This window comes from Virgibacillus subterraneus (assembly GCF_900110695.1).
Classification (GTDB): Bacteria; Bacillota; Bacilli; order Bacillales; family Amphibacillaceae; genus Lentibacillus; species Lentibacillus subterraneus.
Genome location: NZ_FOEH01000004.1, coordinates 31,411 through 44,267 on the forward strand (window position 1 = coordinate 31,411; position 12,857 = coordinate 44,267).

The following is a 12,857-nucleotide window of genomic DNA, read 5'->3' on the forward strand; positions in this document are numbered from 1 at the left end:
TAGTTTAACAACAGCTATTAGAATGAAAAAAGGCTTGTAGAAACCCAAGCCTTTCTCATAAATTATTCGGCTGATTCATCAAATGGTTTACTGTAAATAGCTTCCTTCCAGACTTCACTTACTTCACCTTCATTATCACTGTCTATAACGAATGACCCATTACTGTAGCGATCACTTGTGGATAACTCTAACGGGTATAAGCTATGTGTATTGCCTTTAGCAGTTCTAAAACATATCGTATCATTTTCATCGACTATAAATAATCCTTTTACACGATGTGGTTTACTTTTTAATTCACGAAGCATGATTAATCCTCGTTTAGCACGACTGGATTTCTCAAACTCACGAAGCTTCATTCGTTTACAGGCACCACGTTGTGTTACGACAACAATCGATGGCTCTGACAAATCATCGAATACTTGACCATTTACAACATACTCATTTTCTTTTAGCTTAATTGCTTTAACGCCTGCTGCACGCTGGCCAACTACAGATATCTCTGACTCATGATACCATAAACCAAAACCTTTATTCGAAGCAACAAATACGTCAGAATTCCCATCTGTCTGAAATACATTAATTACTTCATCATCACCTTTAAGATTTAGAGCTATAAGCGCTTTTGAGTGCCGCTGAGCATTATATAATGCCAATTCACTTCGTTTTACCATACCATTCTTAGTGAAGAAAACAAGATAATTTTCATCGTTAAATTCGCGTACAGGTACACCCTGAATAATGCGTTCATCTTTGTCAATGCTCACGATATTAGAAATATGCTGTCCAAGATCTTTCCATCTGATATCAGGTAAGGCATGTACAGGAATATAAATGTACTTCCCTTTATTTGTAAATAGAAGTAAGTTATCTGTTGTGTTTAGTTCAGTTAAACCAACTAGGTAATCTTCTTCCTTCATTGCAAAGTCTTCTCCATTTGAGGCGCCATACGAACGGATACTTGTCCGTTTTACATAACCATCCCTCGTAGTTGATACTAAAACATCTTCACTTGCAACAGTTACTTCAATATTAAAGGTCAATTCTTCAATTTTATCTTCAATAACTGTTTTCCTGCTATCGGCAAATGATTTCTTTAACTGTTTTAGGTCCTTCTTGATTGTTTGGAAGAGTTTCTTATCACTGGCGAGTATTGACTCCAGTTCTTCGATTGCCTTCCGTAGTTCTTCCGCTTCCTTTTCAAGAGACGTTATATCAGTATTTGTTAAACGATACAATTGCAGCATAACAATTGCTTCAGCTTGTGCCTCCGAAAAGTCATATGCTGATATTATACGTTTTTTTGCATCTGATTTATCTTTTGATGCACGAATTGTTGCGATAAGTTTGTCTAGAATCGATATTGCTTTGATTAAGCCCTCAACTATATGTGCACGATCATTTGCTTTTTTCAAATCAAAAATAGTCTGTCTTGTTACTACTTCTTTTTGATGTGCAATATATGCGTCCAGAATCTGAGGCAGTGATAACAACTTAGGAGTCTTGTCCTGAATTGCTACCATGTTGAAATGATACGTTACCTGTAAGTCTGTATTTTTATATAAATAATTTAAAACACCTTGACTATTAGCATCTTTTTTCAATTCAATAACTACACGTAGTCCCGTACGATCAGTCTCATCACGTACTTCAGCTATGCCTTCCACTTTTCGATCAATTCGTAATTCATCCATCTTTTTAACCATATTAGCTTTATTAACCTCAAAAGGAATTTCGTCAATTACAATCTGCTGGCGGTTACCGCGAACATCCTCGACTTTTGCTCTCCCGCGAACAACGACTTTACCTTTCCCTGTTTCGTAAGCTTTTTTGATTCCATCAATACCTTGTATAATGCCACCGGTTGGAAAGTCTGGTCCTTTTATAGATGACATTAAATCTTCTAAAGTAGCAGTCGGTTTATCAATTTTCATAATAACTGCATCAATAACCTCTGATAGGTTGTGAGGTGGTATATCTGTTGCATAACCTGAGGAAATTCCAGTAGATCCATTTACAAGTAAATTCGGAAACTTGGCTGGTAATACAACAGGCTCTGAAATCGTGTCATCAAAGTTTGGTATAAAATCGACTGTTTCCTTGCCAATATCACGGAGAAGCTCTGAAGCAATACTGGAAAGTCTTGCCTCTGTATAACGCATCGCTGCTGGTGGATCACCATCGATGCTACCGTTATTACCATGCATTTCAACTAAATCATTTCTAACTTTCCACTGCTGGCTTAAGCGAACCATTGCTTCATAAACGGAAGAGTCACCATGTGGATGATAATTCCCGATTACTGTACCAACCGTTTTGGCAGCCTTACGAAAATTTTTATCATGTGTATTTTTCTCTTCGTACATTGCATATAATATTCTGCGCTGAACAGGTTTTAAACCATCACGCGCGTCTGGTAGTGCACGATCTTGAATTATATATTTACTATACCTTCCAAATCTATCACCAATTACTTCCTCGAGTGGAAGGTCTAAATATTTTTCAGGTTGTGACAAACCAATCCCCCCTTGTTAATCTCTGTCAAAATTGTCTGTATATCTTTCAGTAATCTTTTTTTGTAAGGCTCTTCTTCATATATATTGCTCTTGAACCCTTGCGGATGATATAAACTAAGACACTGCAACAATACTGATTTCCGCTCAGACCCACGATAGCGCAGGAAATACAAGAAGACTCCTGCGGGACAGCGATACAGTCCAAGACCTCACAAGCCAGTGAAGAATGAATTGGTGAGGAGACTTGGCGCGAGCCCTGAGGTGCGCGAAGTGTATTTCCGGAGCGGTGATCATCGCTCAAGAATTTTTCCGCATTACGTCGCAATTTATAGATTTTTGTGTCAAAAACAACAAACTTTTAGAAAACAACCTTTCAGATTTATATTAAGTATGAATTTTATCGTTCTCTAAAATACTAGCGTCTTCTGCCATACCGAATTGGACATTACCCTCGATCCATTTTCTTCGTGGATCAACTTTATCACCCATTAATGTAGTAACTCTTCTTTCGGCACGAGCTAAATCTTCAATCGTTACACGAATGAAAGTTCTGCTCTCTGGGTTCATCGTCGTTTCCCATAACTGGTCCGCATTCATTTCACCCAGACCTTTATATCGCTGAATAATATAGCCATTCTTAAATTCCTTTATGGCTTCTTTCATTTCATCATCATCCCAGGCATAAACAGTCTTTTCTTTTTTACCTTTACCTTTAGAGATTTTATAAAGTGGTGGTAAAGCGATAAAAATCTTTCCTGCTTCAACTAAAGAACGCATATATCGGTAAAAGAAGGTCAATAGCAGTACCTGAATATGTGCGCCATCTGTATCGGCATCTGTCATAATTATAATCTTATCGTATTGAACATCCTCTAAGTCGAAATCTCCTCCAACACCAGCTCCGATAGTATGGATAATTGTAGAGATTTCTTCGTTCTTAAATACATCCTCTAGTTTTGCCTTTTCTGTATTAATAACTTTACCACGTAATGGTAGTACTGCTTGGAATTTGCGGTCCCTGCCTTGCTTTGCAGATCCCCCAGCAGAATCACCCTCCACTAAATAAAGCTCATTCTGTTTTGGATTTCTGGATTGAGCAGGAGTAAGCTTTCCACTTAATAATGAATCTTTACGTTTTTTCTTTTTTCCAGACCTTGCATCTTCCCTTGCTTTTCTGGCTGCTTCACGTGCTTCTTTTGCTTTAACAGCCTTTCGAACTAACATGCTCGCAACGTCAGGGTTTTCTTCTAAAAAGTAGGATAATTTTTCAGAGACAACTGAATCAACTGCTGAACGTGCTTCTGATGTTCCAAGTTTTCCTTTTGTCTGACCTTCAAATTGTAGTTTTTCTTCAGGTATTCGCACGGATACAATAGCTGTAAAACCTTCACGAATATCTGTACCTTCTAAATTTTTGTCTTTCTCCTTAAGGAGTGCATTCTTTCTGGCATAATCATTAAATATTCGTGTAATCCCTGTTCGTGCACCGGATTCATGAGTTCCGCCATCTTGCGTTCGTACATGATTCACAAAAGATAGCATACTTTCTGCAAAACCATCATTGAATTGAAATGCAAAATCAACCTCAATTCTCTGCTGTTCCCCTTCAAATGATACAACAGGATGAAGTGTATCCTTCTCTTCGTTCAGATAAGAAACAAAAGATTCAAGTCCATCTGGAAACTGATATTCTTCTTTTACTTGGTACCGCTCATCTGATAGCTCAATCTTCAATCCCTTTAAAAGAAATGCTGCTTCGCGTAAGCGTTCCGTTATTGTTTCAAAATTATAAACAGTTACGGAAAAAATGCTAGGATCGGGCTTAAAGTGAATAATAGTACCTTTCTTTTTTGTTGTACCTTTTTTCTCCAGTGAACCGGCCGGCTTACCACCATTCTCAAAGCGCTGAATATATTTTTGTCCATCTCGAAAAATGGTTACTTCTAACCATTCAGAAAGCGCATTTACAACGGAAGCCCCAACACCATGCAAGCCACCACTGGTTTTGTAGCCACCTTGTCCGAACTTACCTCCAGCGTGCAATACTGTGAAGATAACTTCTGTCGTTGGTTTCCCTGTATTGTGCATACCTGTTGGAATCCCTCTGCCATTATCTTCGACAGATATGCTGTTATCCTTATGTACTGTCACTTTAATCACATTACCATAACCTGCTAATGCTTCATCGACAGCATTATCGACTATCTCAAAAACCAGGTGATGTAATCCGCGTTGATCCGTACTGCCTATATACATTCCAGGTCTTTTTCTTACAGCCTCAAGACCTTCTAGTACTTGAATTGAATCATCTGTGTATTGTAATGATTGCTTTACCATTCAGCTGTAGACTCCTCTCCGAACTATAAAATTGTTATTGTTAATATTTTTATATTAGAACAAACGTTTGTAAATGTAAAATTACTTCTTTAATAGCAACTATATAAAACTATACTAACTTAAGATACGATAATAAGTATACTATAATTTAAGTAGAGCGCAAAAAAAGAATGACCAATCAAGGCCATTCTCATATCAATCTTCTTAAACGAGAATGGAATGTGCTACCTTTATGCACATATCCATTATAACCATAAAGTCCCGTTCTGTTAAATAATCATATGCTTCCTGGCTACTGAGACCTTGCTGCGCCCAGAACACTTTGCAGTCTGTATTTGCAGCCTCTTCTGCAATTGCAGGCAAAAATTCTGATCGCCTGAACACATTAATAATATCAATCGACTCTTTTACATCAGATAAAGAATTATAGGCTTTTTCACCGAGCACATTATCAACTTTAGGATTAACCGGAATAATTTTATAACCTTTATCCTGCATTATTTTTGAAATTTGATAAGATGTTCTATCAGGATTATCGGAGAGACCCACGACTGCTATAATTTTTGCCGAGTCCAAAACATCCTTAATTTTATCATTAGTCGGATTTTCCCATTCCACGTGTTATACCTCCTCTATTTATCAATTAAACCTTGCTCCTCTAAATACTCACGAGCAACAGTTTCTGGTGGTTTATCTTCATAATCAACCTGGTAGTTCATCTGACGCATTTGATCATCGGTTATTTTACCACCGAGTTGATTTAATATTTTTTCTAGATTGGGATATTTCTCAAGTGTGTCCTGACGTAACAGAGGTGCACCCTGATACGGCGGAAATAAATTTTCTGGATCGTCCAGCGTCACCAAATCTTGCTCTATCATATAACTGCTCGTTGCGTAAGCGTCAATAACATCAACTTCACCATTCGATAATGCATCCTGACGAATTCCTGGTTCCATTGTTTTCACATTTGCGATATCCAAGTTATAAATTTCCTGCATTCCAACATACCCATCGTAACGGTCTTTAAATTCTAGTGTGAAACCAGCAGTTATATCATTCTCTATTTTATTCAAATCACCAATCGATTTTAGGTTATGCTTATTAGCAATCTCTTTTGTTGTTGCAACAGCGTATGTGTTATTAAACTTCATAGGTTCCAGCATAACCATACCGAACTCTTCCATCATTCCAAGTCTTGCTTGCTCATAAACTTCATGTTTTTTATTACTATTCGCTTTTTGTTCCAAGTGAGTTACGATAGCTGTTCCAGTAAATTCAGGGTATATATCTATACTGCCATTTTCTAAAGCACTAAATACAAATGACGTTTTGCCTAATCCTGGCTTAAGTTTAACATTTAAATCAGTCTCTTCTTCAATAAGAAGTTTGTACATATTTATCAATATTGCTGGTTCTGAACCAAGTTTTGCTCCAATAGTTAAATCAGCCTTCTTGGCTGAAGTAAACAATAAGGGTGATGCAACAACTAATACAGCTATAATTAACATTGCAATAAAAGATTTAAAGCCTGTTCGCTTAGAGACACGTTCAAAGCCTCGCAATATAAAATCAAGGGCGATTGCCAATAACGCAGCAGGAATTGCACCTAATAATATGAGGTTTAAATCTGCTCCTCGATCAATACCCAATAGGATAAGTTCTCCTAACCCACCAGCCCCAATTAATGCGGCAATAGTGGTTGTGCCAACAATTAGTACCATTGATGTGCGAACACCAGCCATTATAACAGGCATAGCAATTGGAAGTTCTACTTTTGTTAATCGTTTTAATGAGTTCATACCCATACCAGTTGCAGCCTCTTTTAAAGCTGGATTCACTTCTTTAATACCCGTATATGTGTTTCGTAAAATTGGCAGTAAACCGTATGCTGTTAAGGCAATGATTGCAGGGGTTGTTCCAATACCAAAGAAAGGGATCAAAAATGCCAGAACAGCTAAACTTGGTATCGTCTGCATAACAGCAGATACACCAATTATTGGTTCTGCCACGCGTTTGTACCTAGTCAGAATCAGCCCTAATGGGACGGCAATAATTATTGCAATTATTAATGACATTAGTGAGATTTGTAAGTGTTCCCAAATTGTCTCTAGTAATATATCCTGTCTTCTTTGAAAAACGGAGATAAATTCCTGCATTAGTGGATCACCCCGTTTTCCATTTTAGTTTTGCTTTTTAGAAATGAAACAATATCCTTATAGCTAAGTGTAGCAACTAACTTGCCTTCTTTTAGTACAGGGAACACAAGTTGGTCACTAGTTTCTAAAATCTCTGCTGCTTTATAAAGCGGCATATCATTATCTAGATATTGAACAGATCGCTCTTGGCCATCCTCCACAGCCCCAACAAACATATCATTTTCATCCTTTACAATTAACAACCCTCGACTTGGAAAATTATTTTCTTCAAACTCATTTTTTGATATGACAATCGATAGGGATTGATCTGCTATAACATCAATAGCAGTTTGCCATGGGGACTTTCTTTCACCAATAAAGTCTTTCACATATTGAGTTGCTGGTCTTAAAATAAGTTGCTGTGGCGTGTCTACCTGTACAATTCCACCATTTTTCATAAGACATACTTTATCCCCAAGAGCCATAGCCTCATCAATATCATGCGTGACAAAAACGATTGTCTTTTTAATTTCCTTTTGCAGTTTTCTGATATCACTTTGTAATTGTTCACGACTGATTGGATCAAGCGCACTAAAGGGCTCATCCATTAAAATAATATCAGGATCAGCAGCTAACGCACGGATAACACCAATCCGCTGCTGTTCGCCACCAGAAAGTTCATTAGGCATTCTTCTCTGGTATGTGGACGGGTCAAGTCCAACCATATTAAGCAATTCTTTATTTCTTTCCTGAATTTTTTTTCTTTTCCATCTTTTCATTTCGGGAACAACAGCTATATTTTCCTCAATTGTCAAATGTGGAAACAAGGCAATTTCCTGAAGCACATATCCAATGTTCCATCGCAGCTCATGAATATTGTAATCGTTAATATTTTTTTCATTTATGTATATATTACCTGCTGTCGGTTCAATAAGTCGATTGATCATCTTCATAGTTGTCGTTTTCCCACACCCGCTTGGTCCTATTAAAGTTACCAACTCTCCTTCATTTACTTTCAATGAGAAGTCTTTTATAGCCTTGGTACCATCTGGGTATACTTTTTTCACATTTTTAAATTCAATCACAGACCTCTTCCTTTACACATTGATTTTAGTTTTATAGCAATAACTTTTACCCCTAACTACTTACTTATAAACATTATACCGAACTAATTTAGTTCATTAAAGGTTCTTTGAATAACTACTTCATGGTAAAATAATATATAGCTTAATTTTTACAGGAAGGAAGGTAAGAGTGTGGAATATATAGTATTTGCAATTATTGCGTATTTATTGGGTTCCATCCCATCAGGGCTTATTGTTGGTAGGCTTGGCTACAAAATTGATATCCGAGAGCATGGAAGCGGCAACCTGGGTGCAACAAATACATTTCGAATCCTAGGAATAAAAGCTGGAATCATTGTTACGATAGCAGACATTTTAAAAGGGACGGCTGCGACACTTGTCCCACTATTCTTCGATGTCGAAGTGTACCGGTTAGCAATCGGGTTATTTGCAGTTTTAGGACACACTTATCCCTTATTCGCTAAGTTTAAAGGAGGGAAAGCAGTTGCAACATCCGGAGGAATTTTATTAGGTATCAATCCTCTCTTATTTGCAATTATAGTTACATCTTTCATCTTAACATTATATGTTTCCAAGTATGTTTCACTATCTTCAATGATTACAGGAATCGTCGCAGTCGTTATCTCCATTATTTTACAAGATATAGGTCTTATTATTGTTACTGTTGGTTTGGCTGCTTTTGTATTTTACCGTCACAGTGAAAATATTAAACGAATTAAGAATAAAACAGAACCAAAAATTAAATGGATGTAGACCACCATTAAGCCAAAAAATTGAATATTAATTTTTGCTTAAGTATACTGTGGTTATGTAAGTTTAGAAAGGGGTCACCGATATGGATAAAATAAAATCATTCCCAAAAAAGCAGTTACCGAACAAAACTCAACGACATAAACTATTTGGTTCTGTACAGCCCGGCCCAAGAACGAAGCCTAGTGAAAAAAAAGAAATGGCAGATTTACAGAATACAAAAAAAGACTTCTTATTTGACCTCGATGAAGTAGGTATTGAGAATGTTAAACATCCTATTGCTGTTACGAGCAGTTTAGTACCAAATGAACAAACTACAATTGGAACATTTAAATTTTCTTCAAGTATAGATAAAGCAAGTAAAGGTACAAATATGAGCCGGTTCACTGAACAGCTTCAATCATATTATCAAAAGGGATTTACAGTTGACCTTTTGACACTTAAAACATTTACGAAAGATTTAGCAGATCGTTTAAAGCAATCGGACGCTGAAGTTGAGGTCAGTTTTCCCTGGTTCTATGAAAGAAAGGGACCACAATCGAATCTCCCAGGAATGAACCACGCTGACATTACGCTCAACGTGAAATATGATGACGTTAAAGGCTATACTATACAAGCTTCACTGGCATCACTTATTACAACACTCTGTCCTTGTTCCAAGGAAATAAGTGAGTATAGTGCGCACAACCAACGTGGACTTGTTAAAATGACTGTATCACTAGCTGATGACTTTGACGAAAGATTATTAGATTGGAAAGAAACATTACTAGAAGCAGCTGAAAGCAATGCAAGCTCCAGACTGCATCCGGTATTAAAGCGACCCGATGAAAAAATGGTTACTGAGCAGGCATACGAGAATCCACGGTTTGTGGAAGATATGGTGCGCTTGGTTGCAGCTGATATATATGAAATGCCTTTTGTCACCAAGTTCAGCGTAAAATGTCGCAATGAAGAATCTATCCATATGCATGATGCCATAGCATCAGTGACATATGACAAACTGCAAAACGAAATGAATGAAGGCTAGCTATATGAAGTACATCTTCATTGGTTTAATAAAATTTTATCAAAAAGCCATTAGCCCATTTAAGCCACCAACCTGCAGATTTCTTCCAACATGCTCAGAATATGGATTGTTAGCCTTTAAAAGGTTTGGTGTTATTAAAGGAGGCTATTTAACTATTAAGCGTATAAGTAAATGCCATCCTTTTCACCCAGGTGGGGTTGATGTAGTACCAGATAAGAAAGAATAGTAATCCGTAATTCTTCAAGGAGTTGAAAGGATTGAATATACAAATAACTAACGAAGCTGCAAAGTGGTATAAAAAGGAATTCGAAATAGATCATCAAACACAATTACGATTTTATGTCCGATATGGGTTTGGTGGGTTTATACCAGGATTCTCATTAGGGGTTAGCTATGACACTCCAAAAGATGTGCACACTTCATGCAATGCAGAAGGAATAAAGTTTTTTATTGAGAGTAAAGATGCTTGGTATTTTGATGATAAAGATTTAAAAATAGAATTAAATAAACAAGCACAAGAACCTGAATTTAAATACTTGTAAGAGACCGACTCAAAAGGATAATTTGAGTTAACAAAATCCAAATAAATAACCCCGTACCGCTATAAGAATGGTACGGGGTTACTTGTTTAACACTGATTTTACTTACACTAGTGGGGCTTTAGATTTTGAGAAATTACTTTTGGGTCACTCTCTTTAGTTATTGTTATAAGTTAAATTTTCTAAGATGACTCCATTGCTTCTCACTCGTTAGTATCGATTTTTGCTTCTCACCAAATAAGTCGAAATGGGGATATTTTTCGTCCATATGAATCCAATTAGGCTGAAGATTGTATAACTTTCCCCAAGCAATTAATTTATCTAAATCGCTACAGCCAACTTTTGTGACAGTATAGCATCCCGGAAATCGTTCATCCATCCAGTAATGTGTTAAAAAAGCAATGCGGCCACTACTTACTTCTGATTTCCATTCTATTAGGTCTTTTCTAGCTAAACCGAAAGCCATTAGGATTCCCCATTTATTTGTTTCATATATGCTTGATGCCACTCAGGGAATGCTTTTCTTAAAGATATCGGACGAAATGTATCTTTATGTACAATAACATGTTTGGTTGTCCCGCTAACAGCAATATCACCATCTTGATTTATAATGTTATAAGCATAAACAGTACGAATTCCATCATATGTTTCAACCCAGGTTTCTACTGCAGTATCTTCCCCATAACGAATTGGTTTTTTAAATGAGATTTGCGCGTCTACAACCGGGGATACAATATTTTGTTCTTCGATATCTGAATATAACAACCCTAAGTTTTTTATAAACTTTGTACGACCGATTTCAAACCAAACCAAATAGTTTGCATGATAGACAACCCCCATTTGGTCTGTTTCCTGATACCTTACTTCTATTGGTGTACGTACTTTATTCAACAAATATCCACCCTTTCATTACCATTACATCCAACATTTTATCACAAATCTATGTTTAAATAGGATACTTTGCTTAGTTAGAAACTTGACTTATCGCCAAGTCCTTATGGCATGGCGTGTCACTTATGCAGAAGAAAGCGTTTTTACCTAACGGCCATAGAAAACCTCAAACCATTTCATGGCTTGAGGTTTATCTGATCATGACCTTGATTCGTCGCTGATTTCCTGTCGCATTCCTTCAACAGCTTGTTCTCGCCGTTCGTTTTTTGCTTTTATATTTTCTTTTTCTTTACCAGATGAAAATTCCATTGTTTCATCGGCTTCTTCCATATTCTCGAGTGTATCCTGCACCATGTGCTGGAGTTTTTCCACGTTATCACTGCGATCATCAGGTTTCGGTTTGTTGTTATGTTTATCAGTCATTCGACTACTCCTTTTTATTAAAATTATATCCCACCTTTTACGGTGATCTTTTCTTAATTTTTACTTTAAACCGGATATTATACAATATTAAAAAGAGCATCAAATTGGGTTACAATTTAATGCTCAACTTATTGATTGCTTCTCCAAAACCGAACCACTTAATTTAAGGAGACCAATGCCATTATTGTTCCGTTTTCTTTTTGTTAAGCAAACGGTGCTTCATTTCAAAACCTTCCTCAATTTCTTCTAAACGTGTTCGGTCTTCTAAAATCTGCCTTCTATTTTCTTTTACCAGCTCATCAAAAGAGAGTCTTTTCTTCAGTGAAATAGTAATCCACTCCTTTTTACAAGTAGTATTACCATTTCTTAGTAAATATATAATTTATTTTAACTTGTCTAACATTTTAGTCATATACTCATATGTCATCGGACCAGATTTATGAGGCTGTTGAATCTTGCCATCCGTTCCAATAAAATAGGTTGTCGGGATGATAGTAACACCATATTTTTCACTGGCATCCATTTTCTTATCTAAAGGGACTGGGTAAGTATAGTTATGTTTCTTAATATATTCTTTGGCTGCATCAACACCAACTTCATTCCCTGTAAGATTCACAGCAACAACTTCTACTTCATCTTTGTGTTCTTCATAAAACTTTTGCATTTCAGGCATTTCTTTTTTACATGGGTTACACCATGATGCCCAAAAATTTAAAATAACTTTCTTCCCGCGTAAATCAGATAGTTTGAACGTGTCACCTGAAAGTGTCTGCAGTTCAAAATCTGGAGCCATTTTTCCAGGTTTAATCCCAGTCTGTCCGGGAGCTTTAATACCAGCTCCTTCAGCATTGCTCTCAGTTGTACCTGAACCACTTGATTCTTTCGTATTATCATCAACAAAGCTAAAAATAACAATGATACTAAGTGTGACTAATACTGCTATTCCAAGTAATTGTTTTATCATTATGAATCCCCTGCCTATATCCTTCAATACTCATATCGTATTGCTATTTTATGTATATGTAAAGCATATTGGAATATTGTTCATAAATACTTCATATCAGAAAACTTGGTTTATACTGATTTCTAAATTTCTTATTAATTTCCTATCAATGTAAAAGAGCCAATGTATCGTTAGTCCGATACATTGGCTC

Annotated in this window: 14 protein-coding genes; 4 read left to right on the top strand and 10 right to left on the bottom strand. The window is 36.5% G+C overall.

Features of this window, described 5'->3' with window-relative positions; all coding sequences use genetic code 11:
- Positions 1-62: 62 nt before the first annotated feature.
- The 5 genes from parC to BMY13_RS12010 form a co-directional block, all read right to left on the bottom strand.
- Positions 63-2,513, bottom strand: coding sequence for a DNA topoisomerase IV subunit A (parC, locus tag BMY13_RS11990; RefSeq protein ID WP_092492839.1), 2,451 nt, complete (start codon positions 2,511-2,513; stop codon positions 63-65).
- A 384-nt stretch (positions 2,514-2,897) separates the two neighbouring features.
- Positions 2,898-4,850 carry a DNA topoisomerase IV subunit B gene (gene parE, locus BMY13_RS11995; protein ID WP_092492840.1) on the bottom strand — a complete coding sequence of 651 codons (1,953 nt, stop codon included), beginning with the start codon at positions 4,848-4,850 and terminating at the stop codon, positions 2,898-2,900.
- Positions 4,851-5,054: 204 nt separating this feature from the next.
- Entirely contained in the window at positions 5,055-5,468 is a 414-nt protein-coding gene (locus BMY13_RS12000; protein ID WP_092492841.1) for a CoA-binding protein, read from the bottom strand.
- Between the two features lie 14 nt (positions 5,469-5,482).
- Positions 5,483-7,009, bottom strand: coding sequence for an ABC transporter permease/substrate-binding protein (locus tag BMY13_RS12005; protein WP_092492842.1), 1,527 nt, complete (start codon positions 7,007-7,009; stop codon positions 5,483-5,485).
- Positions 7,009-8,073, bottom strand: a complete 1,065-nt coding sequence (locus BMY13_RS12010) for an ABC transporter ATP-binding protein (protein WP_092492843.1) — start codon at positions 8,071-8,073, stop codon at positions 7,009-7,011. Before BMY13_RS12010 ends, BMY13_RS12005 begins: the two co-directional genes overlap by 1 nt.
- Before the next feature lie 171 nt (positions 8,074-8,244).
- Here BMY13_RS12010 and plsY point away from each other — a divergent pair, with 171 nt between their 5' ends.
- From plsY to BMY13_RS12030, 4 genes are all read left to right on the top strand, one after another.
- The gene (gene plsY / locus BMY13_RS12015) at positions 8,245-8,826 is read left to right on the top strand and encodes a glycerol-3-phosphate 1-O-acyltransferase PlsY (RefSeq protein ID WP_092504912.1); all 582 of its coding nucleotides are present in this window, start codon (positions 8,245-8,247) and stop codon (positions 8,824-8,826) included.
- Between the two features lie 82 nt (positions 8,827-8,908).
- Positions 8,909-9,850 (top strand): GTP cyclohydrolase FolE2, encoded by a 942-nt coding sequence (gene folE2 / locus BMY13_RS12020; RefSeq protein WP_092504914.1) that lies wholly within the window; start codon positions 8,909-8,911, stop codon positions 9,848-9,850.
- A 4-nt stretch (positions 9,851-9,854) separates the two neighbouring features.
- Positions 9,855-10,076 carry a membrane protein insertion efficiency factor YidD gene (gene yidD / locus BMY13_RS12025; protein ID WP_092492846.1) on the top strand — a complete coding sequence of 74 codons (222 nt, stop codon included), beginning with the start codon at positions 9,855-9,857 and terminating at the stop codon, positions 10,074-10,076.
- A 31-nt stretch (positions 10,077-10,107) separates the two neighbouring features.
- Positions 10,108-10,392, top strand: a complete 285-nt coding sequence (locus tag BMY13_RS12030) for a HesB/YadR/YfhF family protein (protein ID WP_092492847.1) — start codon at positions 10,108-10,110, stop codon at positions 10,390-10,392.
- Between the two features lie 163 nt (positions 10,393-10,555).
- Here BMY13_RS12030 and BMY13_RS12035 read toward each other — a convergent pair whose 3' ends face one another.
- From BMY13_RS12035 to BMY13_RS12055, 5 genes are all read right to left on the bottom strand, one after another.
- Complete coding sequence (locus tag BMY13_RS12035; protein WP_092492848.1) at positions 10,556-10,855, bottom strand: hypothetical protein; 300 nt, start codon at positions 10,853-10,855, stop codon at positions 10,556-10,558.
- Positions 10,855-11,280, bottom strand: a complete 426-nt coding sequence (locus BMY13_RS12040; protein WP_092492849.1) for an acyl-CoA thioesterase — start codon at positions 11,278-11,280, stop codon at positions 10,855-10,857. The genes BMY13_RS12035 and BMY13_RS12040 overlap by 1 nt, the downstream gene beginning before the upstream one ends.
- Before the next feature lie 198 nt (positions 11,281-11,478).
- Complete coding sequence (gene tlp / locus BMY13_RS12045) at positions 11,479-11,703, bottom strand: small acid-soluble spore protein Tlp (protein ID WP_092492850.1); 225 nt, start codon at positions 11,701-11,703, stop codon at positions 11,479-11,481.
- A 181-nt stretch (positions 11,704-11,884) separates the two neighbouring features.
- Positions 11,885-12,085: an FbpB family small basic protein gene (locus tag BMY13_RS19950; RefSeq protein WP_342729147.1), complete on the bottom strand. Its 201-nt coding sequence runs from the start codon at positions 12,083-12,085 to the stop codon at positions 11,885-11,887.
- Positions 12,086-12,667 (bottom strand): TlpA family protein disulfide reductase, encoded by a 582-nt coding sequence (locus tag BMY13_RS12055; protein ID WP_092492851.1) that lies wholly within the window; start codon positions 12,665-12,667, stop codon positions 12,086-12,088.
- Positions 12,668-12,857 lie beyond the last annotated feature (190 nt).

What these genes read in the sequence shown, in the direction of transcription:
- parE (WP_092492840.1), bottom strand. Translation starts at nt 4,850, where the DNA reads ATGGTAAAGCAATCATTACAATACACAGATGATTCAATTCAAGTACTA.
- BMY13_RS12005 (WP_092492842.1), bottom strand. Translation starts at nt 7,009, where the DNA reads ATGCAGGAATTTATCTCCGTTTTTCAAAGAAGACAGGATATATTACTA.
- folE2 (WP_092504914.1), top strand. Translation starts at nt 8,909, where the DNA reads ATGGATAAAATAAAATCATTCCCAAAAAAGCAGTTACCGAACAAAACT.
- yidD (WP_092492846.1), top strand. Translation starts at nt 9,855, where the DNA reads ATGAAGTACATCTTCATTGGTTTAATAAAATTTTATCAAAAAGCCATT.
- BMY13_RS12035 (WP_092492848.1), bottom strand. Translation starts at nt 10,855, where the DNA reads ATGGCTTTCGGTTTAGCTAGAAAAGACCTAATAGAATGGAAATCAGAA.
- tlp (WP_092492850.1), bottom strand. Translation starts at nt 11,703, where the DNA reads ATGACTGATAAACATAACAACAAACCGAAACCTGATGATCGCAGTGAT.
- BMY13_RS12055 (WP_092492851.1), bottom strand. Translation starts at nt 12,667, where the DNA reads ATGATAAAACAATTACTTGGAATAGCAGTATTAGTCACACTTAGTATC.